The organism is Achromobacter sp. HNDS-1 (assembly GCF_040084795.1).
GTDB classification, from domain to species: Bacteria; Pseudomonadota; Gammaproteobacteria; order Burkholderiales; family Burkholderiaceae_B; genus Achromobacter; species Achromobacter ruhlandii.
On the sequence record NZ_CP157584.1, the window covers coordinates 956,620 to 968,884 of the forward strand.

Sequence of the window (12,265 nt, forward strand, 5' to 3'; positions counted from 1 at the left end):
CCGCGCGAGGGTCAGCCCGCGCGCTCGGCCAGCGCTTCCAGCAGTTCGGCCGACGGCACGAAGAACAGGCTGCCGGTGACCGCGCGGCTGTAGTCGAGCAGGCGGTCGTAGTTGCCGGCGGGACGGCCGACGAACATGTTCTCCAGCATCTGCTCGATCGGCGCGGGCGAACGCGCGTAGCCGATGAAATAGGTGCCGAACTCGCCCGCGCCGGCGCGCCCGAACGGCATGTTGTCGCGCAGGATCTTGACCTCCTGGCCGCCTTCGTCCAGGGTGGTCAGGGCGCTGTGCGAATTGCTCGGCTTGACGCCGTCGGGCAGCTCGACGTTGCTGAGCTTGCGGCGGCCGATGATGCGTTCCTGCTCCTCGGTGGGCAGCGCTTCCCAGCCGGTCATGTCGTGCAGGTACTTCTGCACCAGCACATAGCTGCCGCCGGCGAACGCCGCGTCTTCGTCGCCGATCAGGGTGAAGCCGGGCAGCTCGAAGGCTTGCGGGTTCTCGGTGCCGTCGACGAAACCGATGATGGCGCGGCGGTCGAAGTAGCGGAAACCATGCACCTCGTCGACCACCGTGGCGGCCGGGCCCAGCCCCGCCACCAGCAGCGTGGCCAGCTCGAAGCAGGCGTCCATGGCTTCGGCGCGGATGTGCAGCAGGATATCGCCGGGCGTGGACACCGCGACGCGTTCACCGCTGCCGATTTCGCGGAACGGGTGCAGCGAGGCCGGCCGCGGCGCGCCGAACAGCGTGTCCCAGGCGGCCGAGCCGAAGCCACAGACACAGGACAGATCGGCGGCCACGGCGCGCGTGCCGACGGTGCGCACCAGCGTGGCCACGTCTTCGCACCAGGCGCGCACGGCGGCGGCGTTGTCGGCGCCGGGGTTCAGCGTGGCGACGATGAAGATCGCATAGCGGGCGTTGGGGCGGAGGACGGCCTGCGGTTCTACGGGTTTTTCGGACATGGGATCGGGCTGCGGCCCGCGAGGGCCGGAAGGATGAATGAGGCGCCTGCAATATAGCCGACTCGCCCGTCTCACAGCTGATCGTGGCCGAGGCATTGCCGCAGCGCCGCGGCGAACGCCGTGGGCCGCTCCAGCATCATCAGGTGGCCGCAGTCGTCGAGCACCTGATGGCCGGCGCAGGCGCGCCAGGCCCACTCGGGCACGTCCCAGCCATCGTGCGAACGCCGGCCCGACAGCAAGTACACGGGGTGGCGGGCGAACACCTGCCGCAATGCCGGCAGATAATCCGGCGCGCCCGTGACCGCGATCACCGAGGCCGCCATGGCGCGCAGCGTGGCCGCCGGCTGTAGAGCGAGCCAGCGGCTGGCCACCGCCCGCCAATGCGGAGCCGGCGCATCGACCGCGCGCGCCAGCCAGGCCAGCGGGTCGGCGCGGAATCCCTCCAGCATGGCCTCGGCCGCGGCGGCGTCCATGCGGGCGACCGAGGCCGACCAGAAAGCGTCGGCCAGGGTGAAATTGCCTTCGACGTTGACGATGCGGCGCACGTGTCGCGGATAGGCGTGGGCCAGCAGCATGGCGACCGCGCCGCCCACTGAATGTCCCACCAGATCCACGGCCTCGCCGGGAAAGTGCCGGTCGAGGTAAGCGCGCAAGTGCTCGACCTGGGCCGGCAGCGAAATGCCGGCGGCGGGCACGGACTGATGCGGCCCGTAGCCCAGCAACGGCGGGGCCACGTGGCCAGCCAGCCCCCCGGGCGAGTCGAACGCGCCGATCAGGCCATGAATGCGGACGACGGGCGGCGGCGTCATGCGACGCGGCTCCCGGCGGCGCCGTCCTGCGCCAGCTCGGCGGCCAGTTCCTCCAGCTCCAGGCAGTGGGTGCGGTCGTGGTCCAGCAGTTCGCGCACGATCTGCTCCAGCGTCATGCGGTGCAGGCCGTCGCGCAGGCCGCAACGCGCCAGCGTGGCGGCATCCAGCGGACGCAGCGCGGCACACAAGTGTTCGCGGCCGCGGCGGAAGGCGGCCAGGGCAAGCTCCGGGTCCTGGTCCTGATAGGCGCGCTCGGCCGCCAGGGCGGTGCCGTCGACGCAAGCGATGACGGGCAGCGGCATCGTGCGGATGGCTTCGATGCGCTGCGCGAACACACTGTCCAGGTCGCGCAGGTGACAGACGTGCTCGGTCATCGAAAAGCCGGTGCCGGCGGGCCGCCGACGGCGCCAGGCCGGGGCGATGGCCGCCATCCGTGCGGCCAGCGCCTCGGGCATGCGGGCCAGGCCGGCGACGACCTCGGCGAACGGCAGCACCACGGGCCGCGGGCTGAACACCGCGCCATAGCTGAAGACCGCGCCGCCGATGCGGCCGCGCGCCTGCACCACCTCGTGGCCCTGGCGCCGCATGCGGTCGGCCACCAGCGCGCCGCAGAACTGGCGGGCGGTGGTGTCCTGCGCCACTTCGGGGAATCTTTCCTGGATGTCGTCGGCAATGGCGGCGACGGCGGCCACGCCGACCCGCGACAGGGCCGCGTATTCCGCGTAGCGCGCGGGGTCGTCGATAAGCGCCTCCAGCTGCTGGCCCAGGGGGGTGGCGCGGAACCGGTCGAAACGGGAATGCATGAAGGGGGGCGGTCTTTATAATAGCTCAAAACGATACGTTACCTTGCACCCGCGCGTCAAGGCCCGGCCGCTGTCGCCGAACGGTCACATTGCCGCGTCACCATCGCGCATCATGACGACCCCAGCGGCAGCGGCCGACTACCAATCCGACATCTCCGGCCTGATCTGCGCGTTCCGGTTCGCCGGCGGCGGCCCTGCCGCCGAGATCGCCTCGCCCGCGGTCGCCGACCTGCTGGCGCGCGCCGCCGAGGCCGGCGCCGGTGATGGCGGCGCCGGTGATGGCGGCGACGATGGCGCCTTCCTGTGGCTGCACCTGAACCTGTCGCAGGCAGGCTGCGTGCGCTGGCTGCAAGCGCACCTGAACCTGCCCGAGACCTTCATCGGCATGCTGGGCGCGGACGCCCATTCGACCCGCATCGAACAGCACGAAGGCACGCTGGTGGCGGTGTTCAACGATGTGATTTTCGATTTCGACCGCACGCCGGCGCAGGTCTCGACGCTGTGGGCCTGCGCCCATCGCAAGCTGCTGGTCACGTTGCGGCGCAAGCCGTTGCGGTCGCTGGACCGCCTGCGCGAACATGTGCGGCGGGGGGAGCCGTTCGGGTCGCCCGCCGAGCTGCTGACCCACCTGATGCGCGACCAGGCCGACCTGATGATCGAGATCGTGCGCAAGGCCAGTGTCGACGTCGACGCCATCGAGGACCATTTCCTGGCCGCGCGCGGCGGCCCGGGACGGCTCGACCTGGCGGCCACCCGCCGGGTGCTGGTGCGGCTGCAGCGCACGCTGGCGCCCGAGCCCGGTTCGGTATTCCGCCTGCTGGCGCGTCCGCCGGCCTGGCTGCGCCCGCGCGACGTGCAGGAACTGCGCGAGTCGACCGAGGAATTCTCGGTGGTGCTGGGCGACATGGCCGGACTGGTCGAACGCATCAAGCTGCTGCAGGAGGAAATGACGGCGCGGCTGGACGAACAGAACAACCGCACGCTCTTCACCCTGACGCTGGTGACGGTGCTGGCGCTGCCCATCAACATCATGGCCGGCCTGTTCGGCATGAATGTGGGCGGCATTCCGCTATCGGACGACCACCATGGCTTCTGGATCATCTGCCTGCTGGTGGCGGCCTTCACGGGCTTCGTGGCCTGGCTGGCGTTCCGCCGGCGCCGCATGGGCTAAAGTTCGCCGCCGCCGGGCGTCGCGGCGACAATGCGCGCGCTGCTTCCCCAGGGCGCTACTGGTAGCGTTCGCGATAGCCCACCGGCGACATGCCACAATACTTGTTGAAGATGTCGCGGAAGGCCTTGGTGTCGTTGTAGCCGACCTCGTACATCACTTCGGCCACGCTCTTGCGCGAGCTTTCGAGGCGCTTCTTGGCGGCCTCGACGCGCACCCGCTGCAGGTATTCGACAATGCTGTTGCCGGTGGCCTGGCGAAAGCGCCGTTCCAGCGTGCGGCGGCCCATGGCGTGGCGGTCGGCCAGGTCCTCGACGGTGATCTTCTCGGTGTAGCGGCTTTCGATGTAGTCCTGCACCGCGCGCACCACCTGGTCGGCGTGCGACTTGTGGCCCATGAACACCGAGAACGGCAGTTGGCTCTGGCGGCTCCAGTCCAGCTGGAAATACTTGGCGCACCAGATGGCGGTGTCGCGGTCGGTGTATTTCTCGATCAGGTGCAGCACCAGGTGCGCGGCCGAAAAGGCGCCGCCGCTGGTGTAGATGCCGTTGCCGGACTGGACCACGCGGTCGCAGCTCCAGTCCACCGCCGGGAACAGGCTGGCGTACAGGTTGCGCGCCGCCCAGTGCACCACCGCCTGTTGGCCATCCAGCAATCCCCCGGCGGCCAGCAGCGCCGCGCCCAGGCACAGGCTGGCCACTTCGCCGCCGCCGCGGTAGTGGCGGGCCAGCCATTCGATCAGTTCGCGGTTGGACAGCACCGCGTCGGACACCGCGCCCAGCAACGGCGGCGCGATGCAGATGTCGATATCGCGGGCCTCGTCCAGCACCAGGTCGGCCTGCACCGTGATGCGGCCGTCGTCCAGGCTGACCTGGCGCGTGGCGGCCAGCGTGCGCACCGTGAAGCGCGGCGGCCGGCCCTGCGCGGCCAGGTATTCGTTGGCCACCAGGAAGCCGTGCCGGGCGGTTTCCAGCGAGGCGATATTGGCGCCGCCGGGCAGCAGGAAAGCGATGTTTTTCATGCCGCCAAGCATACGCCTGCGGCCTGTCGCAATCCACCCTCAAGAATGTCGCAAACGCCTATCTGAAAGCGCCGCCGATCCCGATACAGTGACATCTGCCGGCACCGCTGCCGACACGACCGGCGCGCAAATGCGGGTTGCGCGCCAGTCCCACACAACAACACGGAGTCAAGGAGCATCAGATGGAACAGTACATAGACGGTTACCTGTTGAGCGTGCCCAAGGCCAACATCGAGACCTATCGCAAGATGGCAGAGCTGGCCGGCTCGATCTGGCTGGAGAACGGCGCGCTGGAATTCCGCGAATGCGTCGCGGACGATATCGACGGCGAGGGTTTCGGCTCGTTCAGCGCGGCGGCCAGCGCGCGCGAAGGCGAGACGGTGGTGTTCTCGTGGATCGCGTTCGCCAGCAAGGCCGACCGCGACCGCATCAACGCCAAGGTCATGGCCGACCCGCGTCTGACCGGCATGTCGTGCGAGGGCGTGTTCGACTTCAAGCGCATGTGCTGGGGCGGCTTCACCACGCTGGTCGGCAAAACGGCGCGCGCCCAATAAAAAAAACGGCGGTCCTGTCGATCCCGGCGGCCGCCATTCGTCGTGGGACAAGGACGGGCGCAGGCGCGCCGGCGCCCCGCCCTGCCCGCAGGCATTCACCTTCAACCAGGAATTTCGGAGACACATCATGGCGACCCCCGCAAAGCAGGCCATTCCCGACGGCATGCACACCCTGACCCCGCACATCGTGTGCGAAGGGGCCTCGGATGCCCTCGCGTTCTATCGCAAGGCGTTCGACGCCCAGGAACTGGCGCGCCTGCCCCGCCCCGACGGCAAGATCATGCACGCGGCCATCCGCATCGGCGATTCGGTGATGATGCTGATGGACGACTTTCCCGAATGGGGCAGCCTCGGGCCCAAGGCGCTCAAGGGCACGCCGGTGACGCTGCACCTGTACGTCAAGGACGTTGATGCGGCCATGAAGCAGGCGGTGGCGGCCGGCGCCCAGGTCACCATGCCGCCGGCCGACATGTTCTGGGGCGACCGCTATGGGCAGGTGGTGGATCCGTTCGGCCATCGCTGGTCCATCGCCACCCACAAGGAAGACCTGACGCCCGAGGAAGTCCAGGCGAATCTGGCCAAGCTGGGCCCGATGGAAGGCTGCGGCGATCCCGCCCACAAGCCCGGCTGACGGCGCGTCGCCGGGCGATGCCCGGCGCCCGCCCGCCGCGCGCCGGATGGGGCAGCGCCCCCCGCCGCTCGCGCTCAGGCCGGATACGGCCCGAGGAAGTCCAGCTTGCCGATCGCCACGCCGGCGTGGCGCAGGATGTCGTAGGCGGTGGTGACATGGAAGTAGAAGTTCGGCAGCGCGAACGTCAGCAGATAGGCATCGCCCTGGAACTCCGGCTTGAACTCGCCGAAGCTGAGCGTGACCTTGCGGCTTTCGGCGCCGTCGAGCTTGTCGGCCGGCACCGAGCGCAGGTAGGCAATGGTGTCGGCGACGCGCTGTTGCAGCTGTTCGAACGTGGCTTCCTCGTCGGGAAAGCGCGGCGACTCGACCTGCGACAGGCGCTGCACGGCGAACTTGGAGGCGTCGCTGGCGCGCTGCACCTGGCCCGACAGCGGGTACATGTCGGGCGCCAGCCGGGCGTTGACCAGCTCGGCGGGGTCGATGCCGTTGGCGGCCGCGTGGGCCGCGCCTTTTTCCAGCAGCGCGGCCAGCACGGTCAGGCCGCGGATGAAGACAGGCACCGAGGCCTGGTACATGGTCAGGGACATGATGAGGTTCCGAAAAAAAGCGTTGCCGGCCGGCGCGCGACAGGGCGCCGGGTCGCCGGACGTGCCGCGATATTAGCGCCGACCTGGCGTGCGCGGCGGGCGCCGGCGGCGACATATGCATATGCGTTTTTCGAACAATAGCGCGGTTGCCGGCCTGGCGCGAGCCCGACCGGCGATCCGCTCGCCCGTCCTATGCGGCCACGCGCCGCTGCCCCTGGAAGAAGCGCCAGATCAGCGCCGAGGCGTCCGGCCCGCTGCGCGCGTGATAGCGCACCGAAGCGTCGCCGCCGCTCCAGCCGTGCTCGACGCGGGTGATCTCGCACAGGCGCAGCACCGTCTTGCGGTTGCGCAGCAGGTCGACGCGGCGGTAGGCCTTCTCGGTGCCCAGGCCCAGCACCCGCTCGACCGTGGGCACCTCGGCGCCCAGGCCATTGACCGCGCGGAACTGTTCGAACAATTGCCGGGCGTTGCGCGGCGCGACCGCCGGGTCCATCTGCCCATGCAGGATCATGGCCGGCATGCCCAGGTGGAACACCGCCGGGTCGGCCACCTCCTGCAGCAGCTGCGGCAGCGCCTTGATCGAGCCGCGGCGCATGGTGTGCAGGCCGGCCGCGGCGTTGTTCGCGTCGCCCACCACCGGCCCCGAATGCATGGCCAGCGCCGCGATCAGGGCGGGATGGCGCAACGCCACCAGGGCCGCCATGCCGGCGCCGGCCGACAGGCCGGCGATGTAGACCCGCTCCGGATCCAGCCCATGGCGCGCCACTTCGGCCCGGATCAGCGCGGCGATCAGGTCGGCCTCGGCGCCGCCGTGCAGCGCGTCGGGCTGGAACCAGCGCCAGCAGCGCTGCACTTGGCGCGTCATGGACTGCTGCGGATAGAGCACCATGAACCCGCCGGCGTCGGCCCACTGGTTCATGCGCGAGCCGCGCGCGAAGGCCAGCGCGGTCTGGCGGCAGCCGTGCAGCATCACCACCACCGGCATGCCCTGGCGCGCCGCCGTCGGCGGGGTATAGCGGGCGAAGGTCAGGCGCCGGCCGTGGGCGTCGGAGAACTGCCGCGCGGCCTCCCAGCGGCCGCCGCCCAGGCCGGACGCGGCGGCGCCACTCGGGACGGCGCCGCCGCGAGCGGCGGCCTGGCGCGCCGGCGCGGCGCGCTGGCGGACGCGCTTGGGCGCGGCCATGCGCAAGGCCGCGCGCTGGAGCTTGCCCAGTTTTTTCGCGGCGTTGAAAAACAGACGGGTGAAACTGCGCGCCATGGGTCGGGCCTGTGAACGCTCCGCGCCCGGATACCGGGCGCGCTCCGGATCAGAACCGGCCGGTGGGAATCGCGGCGCTGCTGGTCAGCAAGTCCAGGCAGGATACCAGGGCGATCGCGATCGTGATGATGGAAAGCACTTTGACAACCTTGCTGGTCCCTGGCCGCGTCAGTGTCGCCGTCATGCGCGTGACGATGTATGCCCCAACCATCAGGCCGATTGCCGGAATCATAGAAGCGCTCCCCTTGAGAGTCTGTGCGGGCCCGCCGGATGCGTTGCCCTTCGATAACGCGTCGCGCCGCCTCTGCGGGCAGCTGATTGAGCGAGTGAAATGTATCACACAGTAACTTATCGCCCCCGCTTTTCGGGCCCTCACACGGCCCTCCGGTTTGCCCCAGATCAAGCGGCCCCGCCCCGCGCCCCCTCCCGGCTTGAGGCGGTGGCGCAAAACCCTTATGGTAGGAAACCTTGATTTCAATTTCCCTTCCGCAGCAATCCATGTTCCCCAACGACCGCCGCCAGACCCTGGGCGAGGAAATCGCCAACACCATCAGCCACGGTCTCGGCGCCGCCGGCGCGCTGGCCGCCGCCCCCATCCTGATCGTCGCCGCCGCGCGCCAGGGCGACGCCGCCTTCATTGCCGGCGCGGCGGTGTTCGCGGCCAGCATGTGCCTGTTGTATCTGGCCTCGACCATCTACCACGCGCTGCCCGAGAACCGCGCCAAGCGCCTGTTCAACGTGCTCGACCATTCGGCCATCTACCTGCTGATCGCCGGCACCTATACGCCGTTCGCGCTGGGCGCGCTGCGCGGCCCCTGGGGCTGGACGCTGTTCGGGCTGGTGTGGGGGCTGGCGTTGCTGGGCGTGGGGCTGAAGGCCAGCAAGCGGCTGAACCGGCCGGCGATCTCCACCGGGCTGTACCTGGCGATGGGCTGGCTGGTCATCATCGCCGTCAAGCCCCTGCTGGAGCGGGTGCCCGAGGGCGGGTTGTGGTGGCTGGTGGCGGGCGGACTCGCCTACACCGGCGGCGTGGTGTTCTTCGTGTTCGACAACCGCTGGCGCTATAGCCATTTCATCTGGCATTTGTTCGTGCTCGGCGGCACCGTCTGCCATTTCTTTGCCGTGCTGTGGTACGGCGCGGGCCCCGCCTGACCTGCGCTCACGCCGCATTCGCCGCGCCACGGGCGCGCCGCCGCGCGCCCGCCTTCACGCCGACGGTTGCAGATAGCCCGTGGGCGGACGGCCCAGCACGCGCCTGAACATGGTCGAGAATGCCGCCGGGCTCTGGTAGCCGAAGTCCAGCGCGATGGCCGTCACTGGCGCGCCGGCCGCCAGCCGCGCCAGCGCCAGCACCACGCAGGCGCGCTGGCGCCAGGCGGAGAACGCCATGCCGGTCTGCTGGCGGAAGTAGCGGCTGAAGGTGCGCGGGCTCATGTGCAGGCGCGCGGCCCAGGCCTCGGGCGACTGGCGCGCGTCGGGCGCGGCGATGAAGGCGCGGCATAGCGGCGCCAGGCGCTTGTCGCGCGGCAGCGGTATGTGCAGCGGCAGCACCGGCGCGCGCGTCACCTCGTGCAGCAACAGGGCCGCCAGGGCGCCATCGCGGCCAGCGCGGTCGTAGCGCGCCGGCATGTCGACCGCGGCCAGCAGCAGCTGGCGCAGCAACGGCGAGACCTCGACCACTTCGCAGGCAATGCTGGCGGGGCGCGCGGCGCCCGGCTCGATGTAGGCGCTGCGCGTGCTGACGTCCTGCATCCGCACCTGGTGCGACAGACCCGCTGGAATCCAGACAGCGCGTTGCGGCGGCACCACCCAGTTGCCGTCGCGCGTGGCCACGTGCATGACGCCGGTGGCGCCGTACAGCAGCTGGGCGCGGCGGTGCGTGTGCGCGGGCAGCAGGTGGCCGGGCGGATAGTCGTTGCCGATGGCGACCACCGCGCGGTCCAGGCGGTCGTGCAGGTCGATGTGGGTGTTGCGCATGGCGGGATTTTGGCCGGAACGCGAACATTATTGACCAATCCTCGAAAGCAAGCCACCGCCGGCCGCCCTATCGTGGCGTTTTGCCTCGATAGGATGGTTTCAAGATGCTGTATGTGACCCTGGCGCTGTTTGGCGCCCTGAGCGGCGTGACCACGGTGCTGTTCGGCTTTGGCGGCGGCTTCGTGGTGGTGCCGGTGCTGTATGGCGTGTTGACCGCCACCCACGGCGGGCAGGACGCCATCGGCCAGGCGGCGATGCACATCGCGGTGGCGACCTCGACCTGCGTGATGATCGTCAATTCGTTGGCCGCGACCCGCCGGCATCAGCGCGCCGGCAACATCGTGCGGGCCTATGTGTGGCCGCTGGCCGCCTTCATCGGCGCGGGCGCCCTGCTGGGCGCCTGGGCCGCCACCCGCGCCAGCGGCGGCCTGGTGCGCTATGCCTTCATCGCCTACCTGGCCGTGACCATCGTCGATTGCCTGCTGCGACAGGGCTTCCTGGCGCGCCACGAGGCGCAGGCGGCGCGGCCGCTGGGCCAGGGCGTGACGGTCGGCGGCGGCGTGGTGATCGGCGTGATCGCCACTTTCCTGGGCGTGGGCGGCAGCGTGATGACGGTGCCGCTGCTGCGCCGCCGCGGCCTGCCCATGGCCAAGGCCGCGGCCATGGCCAATCCGCTGACGCTGCCGGTGGCCATCGTCGGCACGCTGGCCTACATGGCGGCGGCGCGCGCGTTGCCGGCGCCGCTGGCGCCGTGGATCATCGGTTATGTCGACCTGCTGGCGTTCGCGGCGCTGGCGCTGGGTTCGCTGGCGGGGATCCGCCTGGCGGCGCCGCTGATCCCGCGCATCCCCGACCGGCTGCACGCGCGCGTCTATGTCGCGCTGCTGGCGCTGGTGCTGTTGAGCATGGTGCTGGCCTGACGGGCGCCGACATCCCGCGCCCGCCCCGCTCTGCCGGGCGGACGGCGGCCGCAAGACCGCGCTATGGCGCGACGAACGCCGTCACCTGCGCCACCAGGGCCGGGTCGCGCAGCGCGCGGGTGTGCCCCATTTTCTCGGTGGCCACCAATTCGGCGCCCGGCCAGGCCTGCGCCAGCACCGCCGCGTCCTCGAAGGGGCTTTCGCGGTCGCCGCGATCGTGGATGATCAGCAGCGGCGTCGTCATGGCCGGCGCCAGCCGCGCCGGCTCCATCTCGGGAAAGGTGATGCCGAGCCAGTCCTGGGCGCGCTTGAGCACCAGCGGCATGACCTTGGGCGGCAGGTTCATCATGCGCCGCGAATATTCCCAGACGCTGTCGTAGCGGCTGACCGGCCCCAGGAACACCGCGCGCTCGACCGGGAAGCCGCGCGACAGGGCGAAGGTGACGGCGGCCGCGCCCAGCGAATGCGCGATCACGCCGTGGAACGGCCCGTAAACTTGCGCGGCGTGGGCCACGCAGGGCTCGAAATGGCGCACCGACGCCTGCTTGCCGGTGGAACGGCCGTGGGCCGGCATGTCGATGGCGACGACCTGATAGCCGCGCTGGCGCAGCGGTTCGACATAGGCCGTCATCTGCGCGGCGTCGCCGCCCCAGCCATGCACCAGCAGCACGCGCGGACCGCTGTCGCCCCAGACGTAGTAGTAGACCGTCTGGCCGTCGATCTCGTGCGGCTCGGCGCGCGCCCGGGCCAGCACGCTGCGCCCGGGTTCCGAGGGCTTGAGGCGCGTCGGCGTGAACAGCAGCTTCCGCACCACCTTGGCGGTGACGCCCGGCGCCACGGTGCCGGCAAAGCCGAACACGGCGCCGATGGCGCTGGCGAGGAAGGGTTTCTTGCGAGGCTTGCGCGCGGCGCCCGTATCGGCGGCGGCAACGGCGGAGAGCTTGTTTTCAGTCGTCATACGTCGTTTTATCCTGGTAGCAGAGACAAGCGAACGGCGGACCCAACAATCGATACAGAGAATACCCCGATTACCAGCGCGGCGGTGCGCTGCAATCTTTCGGGATTGATGAAGCCGATGCGCTGCCCGGCGAGCACGGCGCCGAACTTGATCCAGACGAACGCGATCGGCACCAGCAGGCCGATGAACTGCGCCATCGCCGCCAGATAGCCCGGCAGATGCTCGAACGCGTGCGCCGGGAACAGCGTCGAGGCGAACACCAGCCCTTTGGGGTTGAGCAGGGTCGCGACGAACAGCGCGTAGGGACCGATCGGCTCCTTGCGATTGGCCACGTCCTCGCCCGCCGCGCACCAGATCCTGACCGCGACATAGGCCAGGTAGACACTGCTGGCGATCCTCACCACGATGCCGATCCAGGGGTAGACGGCCTGGGCCGACACCAGGAACAGTCCCCACGCCGTGATGCCGGTCAGATAGCCCGCCAGTTCGAAGCCCACCAGGGGCGCGGCCCGCCGGAAGCCGCGCGCCAGCCCCGCCGCGGCCAGCAAGGTGTTGGTGGGGCCCGGTGTCAGCAGGATGGCGGCGGTGCCGAGGAGGAAGACCCAATCGATGCCGGTCAT

The 12,265-nt window shown here is 70.1% G+C and carries 15 protein-coding genes; 5 read left to right on the top strand and 10 right to left on the bottom strand.

The window, feature by feature from the left end:
• Window positions 1-11: 11 nt before the first annotated feature.
• The 3 genes from ABFG95_RS04275 to ABFG95_RS04285 form a co-directional block, all read right to left on the bottom strand.
• Window positions 12-959, bottom strand: coding sequence for a Dyp-type peroxidase (locus ABFG95_RS04275; RefSeq protein WP_054419658.1), 948 nt, complete (start codon window positions 957-959; stop codon window positions 12-14).
• A gap of 71 nt (window positions 960-1,030) precedes the next feature.
• Window positions 1,031-1,768 (bottom strand): alpha/beta hydrolase, encoded by a 738-nt coding sequence (locus ABFG95_RS04280; RefSeq protein WP_348995491.1) that lies wholly within the window; start codon window positions 1,766-1,768, stop codon window positions 1,031-1,033.
• On the bottom strand, window positions 1,765-2,571 hold the full coding sequence (locus ABFG95_RS04285) for a DinB family protein (RefSeq protein WP_059271635.1): 807 nt from the start codon (window positions 2,569-2,571) through the stop codon (window positions 1,765-1,767). The genes ABFG95_RS04280 and ABFG95_RS04285 overlap by 4 nt, the downstream gene beginning before the upstream one ends.
• A 112-nt stretch (window positions 2,572-2,683) precedes the next feature.
• Here ABFG95_RS04285 and ABFG95_RS04290 point away from each other — a divergent pair, with 112 nt between their 5' ends.
• On the top strand, window positions 2,684-3,742 hold the full coding sequence (locus ABFG95_RS04290; protein ID WP_348995492.1) for a transporter: 1,059 nt from the start codon (window positions 2,684-2,686) through the stop codon (window positions 3,740-3,742).
• A gap of 55 nt (window positions 3,743-3,797) precedes the next feature.
• Here ABFG95_RS04290 and ABFG95_RS04295 read toward each other — a convergent pair whose 3' ends face one another.
• On the bottom strand, window positions 3,798-4,772 hold the full coding sequence (locus ABFG95_RS04295; RefSeq protein WP_054419652.1) for a helix-turn-helix domain-containing protein: 975 nt from the start codon (window positions 4,770-4,772) through the stop codon (window positions 3,798-3,800).
• A 170-nt stretch (window positions 4,773-4,942) separates the two neighbouring features.
• On the opposite strand from ABFG95_RS04295, the gene ABFG95_RS04300 reads away from it, so the two are divergent.
• Both ABFG95_RS04300 and ABFG95_RS04305 read left to right on the top strand, forming a co-directional pair.
• Window positions 4,943-5,314, top strand: coding sequence for a DUF1428 domain-containing protein (locus ABFG95_RS04300; protein WP_054419649.1), 372 nt, complete (start codon window positions 4,943-4,945; stop codon window positions 5,312-5,314).
• Between the two features lie 127 nt (window positions 5,315-5,441).
• A complete protein-coding gene (locus ABFG95_RS04305; protein WP_348995493.1) occupies window positions 5,442-5,945 on the top strand; it encodes a VOC family protein in 504 nt (167 codons plus the stop codon).
• Window positions 5,946-6,019: 74 nt separating this feature from the next.
• On the opposite strand, the gene ABFG95_RS04310 is transcribed toward ABFG95_RS04305, so the two are convergent.
• The 3 genes from ABFG95_RS04310 to ABFG95_RS04320 all read right to left on the bottom strand — a co-directional run bounded on the left by ABFG95_RS04310 (window position 6,020) and on the right by ABFG95_RS04320 (window position 8,022).
• Window positions 6,020-6,532, bottom strand: a complete 513-nt coding sequence (locus ABFG95_RS04310; protein ID WP_054419645.1) for a DUF1993 domain-containing protein — start codon at window positions 6,530-6,532, stop codon at window positions 6,020-6,022.
• A gap of 190 nt (window positions 6,533-6,722) precedes the next feature.
• Window positions 6,723-7,790: a PHB depolymerase family esterase gene (locus ABFG95_RS04315; protein ID WP_063585494.1), complete on the bottom strand. Its 1,068-nt coding sequence runs from the start codon at window positions 7,788-7,790 to the stop codon at window positions 6,723-6,725.
• A 49-nt stretch (window positions 7,791-7,839) separates the two neighbouring features.
• Complete coding sequence (locus tag ABFG95_RS04320) at window positions 7,840-8,022, bottom strand: hypothetical protein (protein WP_054417433.1); 183 nt, start codon at window positions 8,020-8,022, stop codon at window positions 7,840-7,842.
• A 266-nt stretch (window positions 8,023-8,288) separates the two neighbouring features.
• Between ABFG95_RS04320 and ABFG95_RS04325 the strand changes: the two genes are divergently transcribed.
• Entirely contained in the window at window positions 8,289-8,942 is a 654-nt protein-coding gene (locus ABFG95_RS04325; RefSeq protein WP_054417432.1) for a hemolysin III family protein, read from the top strand.
• A gap of 54 nt (window positions 8,943-8,996) precedes the next feature.
• Here ABFG95_RS04325 and ABFG95_RS04330 read toward each other — a convergent pair whose 3' ends face one another.
• Window positions 8,997-9,767: a helix-turn-helix transcriptional regulator gene (locus ABFG95_RS04330; RefSeq protein WP_348995495.1), complete on the bottom strand. Its 771-nt coding sequence runs from the start codon at window positions 9,765-9,767 to the stop codon at window positions 8,997-8,999.
• Window positions 9,768-9,871: 104 nt separating this feature from the next.
• Between ABFG95_RS04330 and ABFG95_RS04335 the strand changes: the two genes are divergently transcribed.
• Entirely contained in the window at window positions 9,872-10,687 is an 816-nt protein-coding gene (locus tag ABFG95_RS04335; protein ID WP_348995496.1) for a sulfite exporter TauE/SafE family protein, read from the top strand.
• A 61-nt stretch (window positions 10,688-10,748) separates the two neighbouring features.
• On the opposite strand, the gene ABFG95_RS04340 is transcribed toward ABFG95_RS04335, so the two are convergent.
• Both ABFG95_RS04340 and ABFG95_RS04345 read right to left on the bottom strand, forming a co-directional pair.
• Window positions 10,749-11,645, bottom strand: coding sequence for an alpha/beta hydrolase (locus ABFG95_RS04340; protein ID WP_348995497.1), 897 nt, complete (start codon window positions 11,643-11,645; stop codon window positions 10,749-10,751).
• A gap of 8 nt (window positions 11,646-11,653) precedes the next feature.
• Window positions 11,654-12,265: a LysE family transporter gene (locus tag ABFG95_RS04345; protein ID WP_054417429.1), complete on the bottom strand. Its 612-nt coding sequence runs from the start codon at window positions 12,263-12,265 to the stop codon at window positions 11,654-11,656.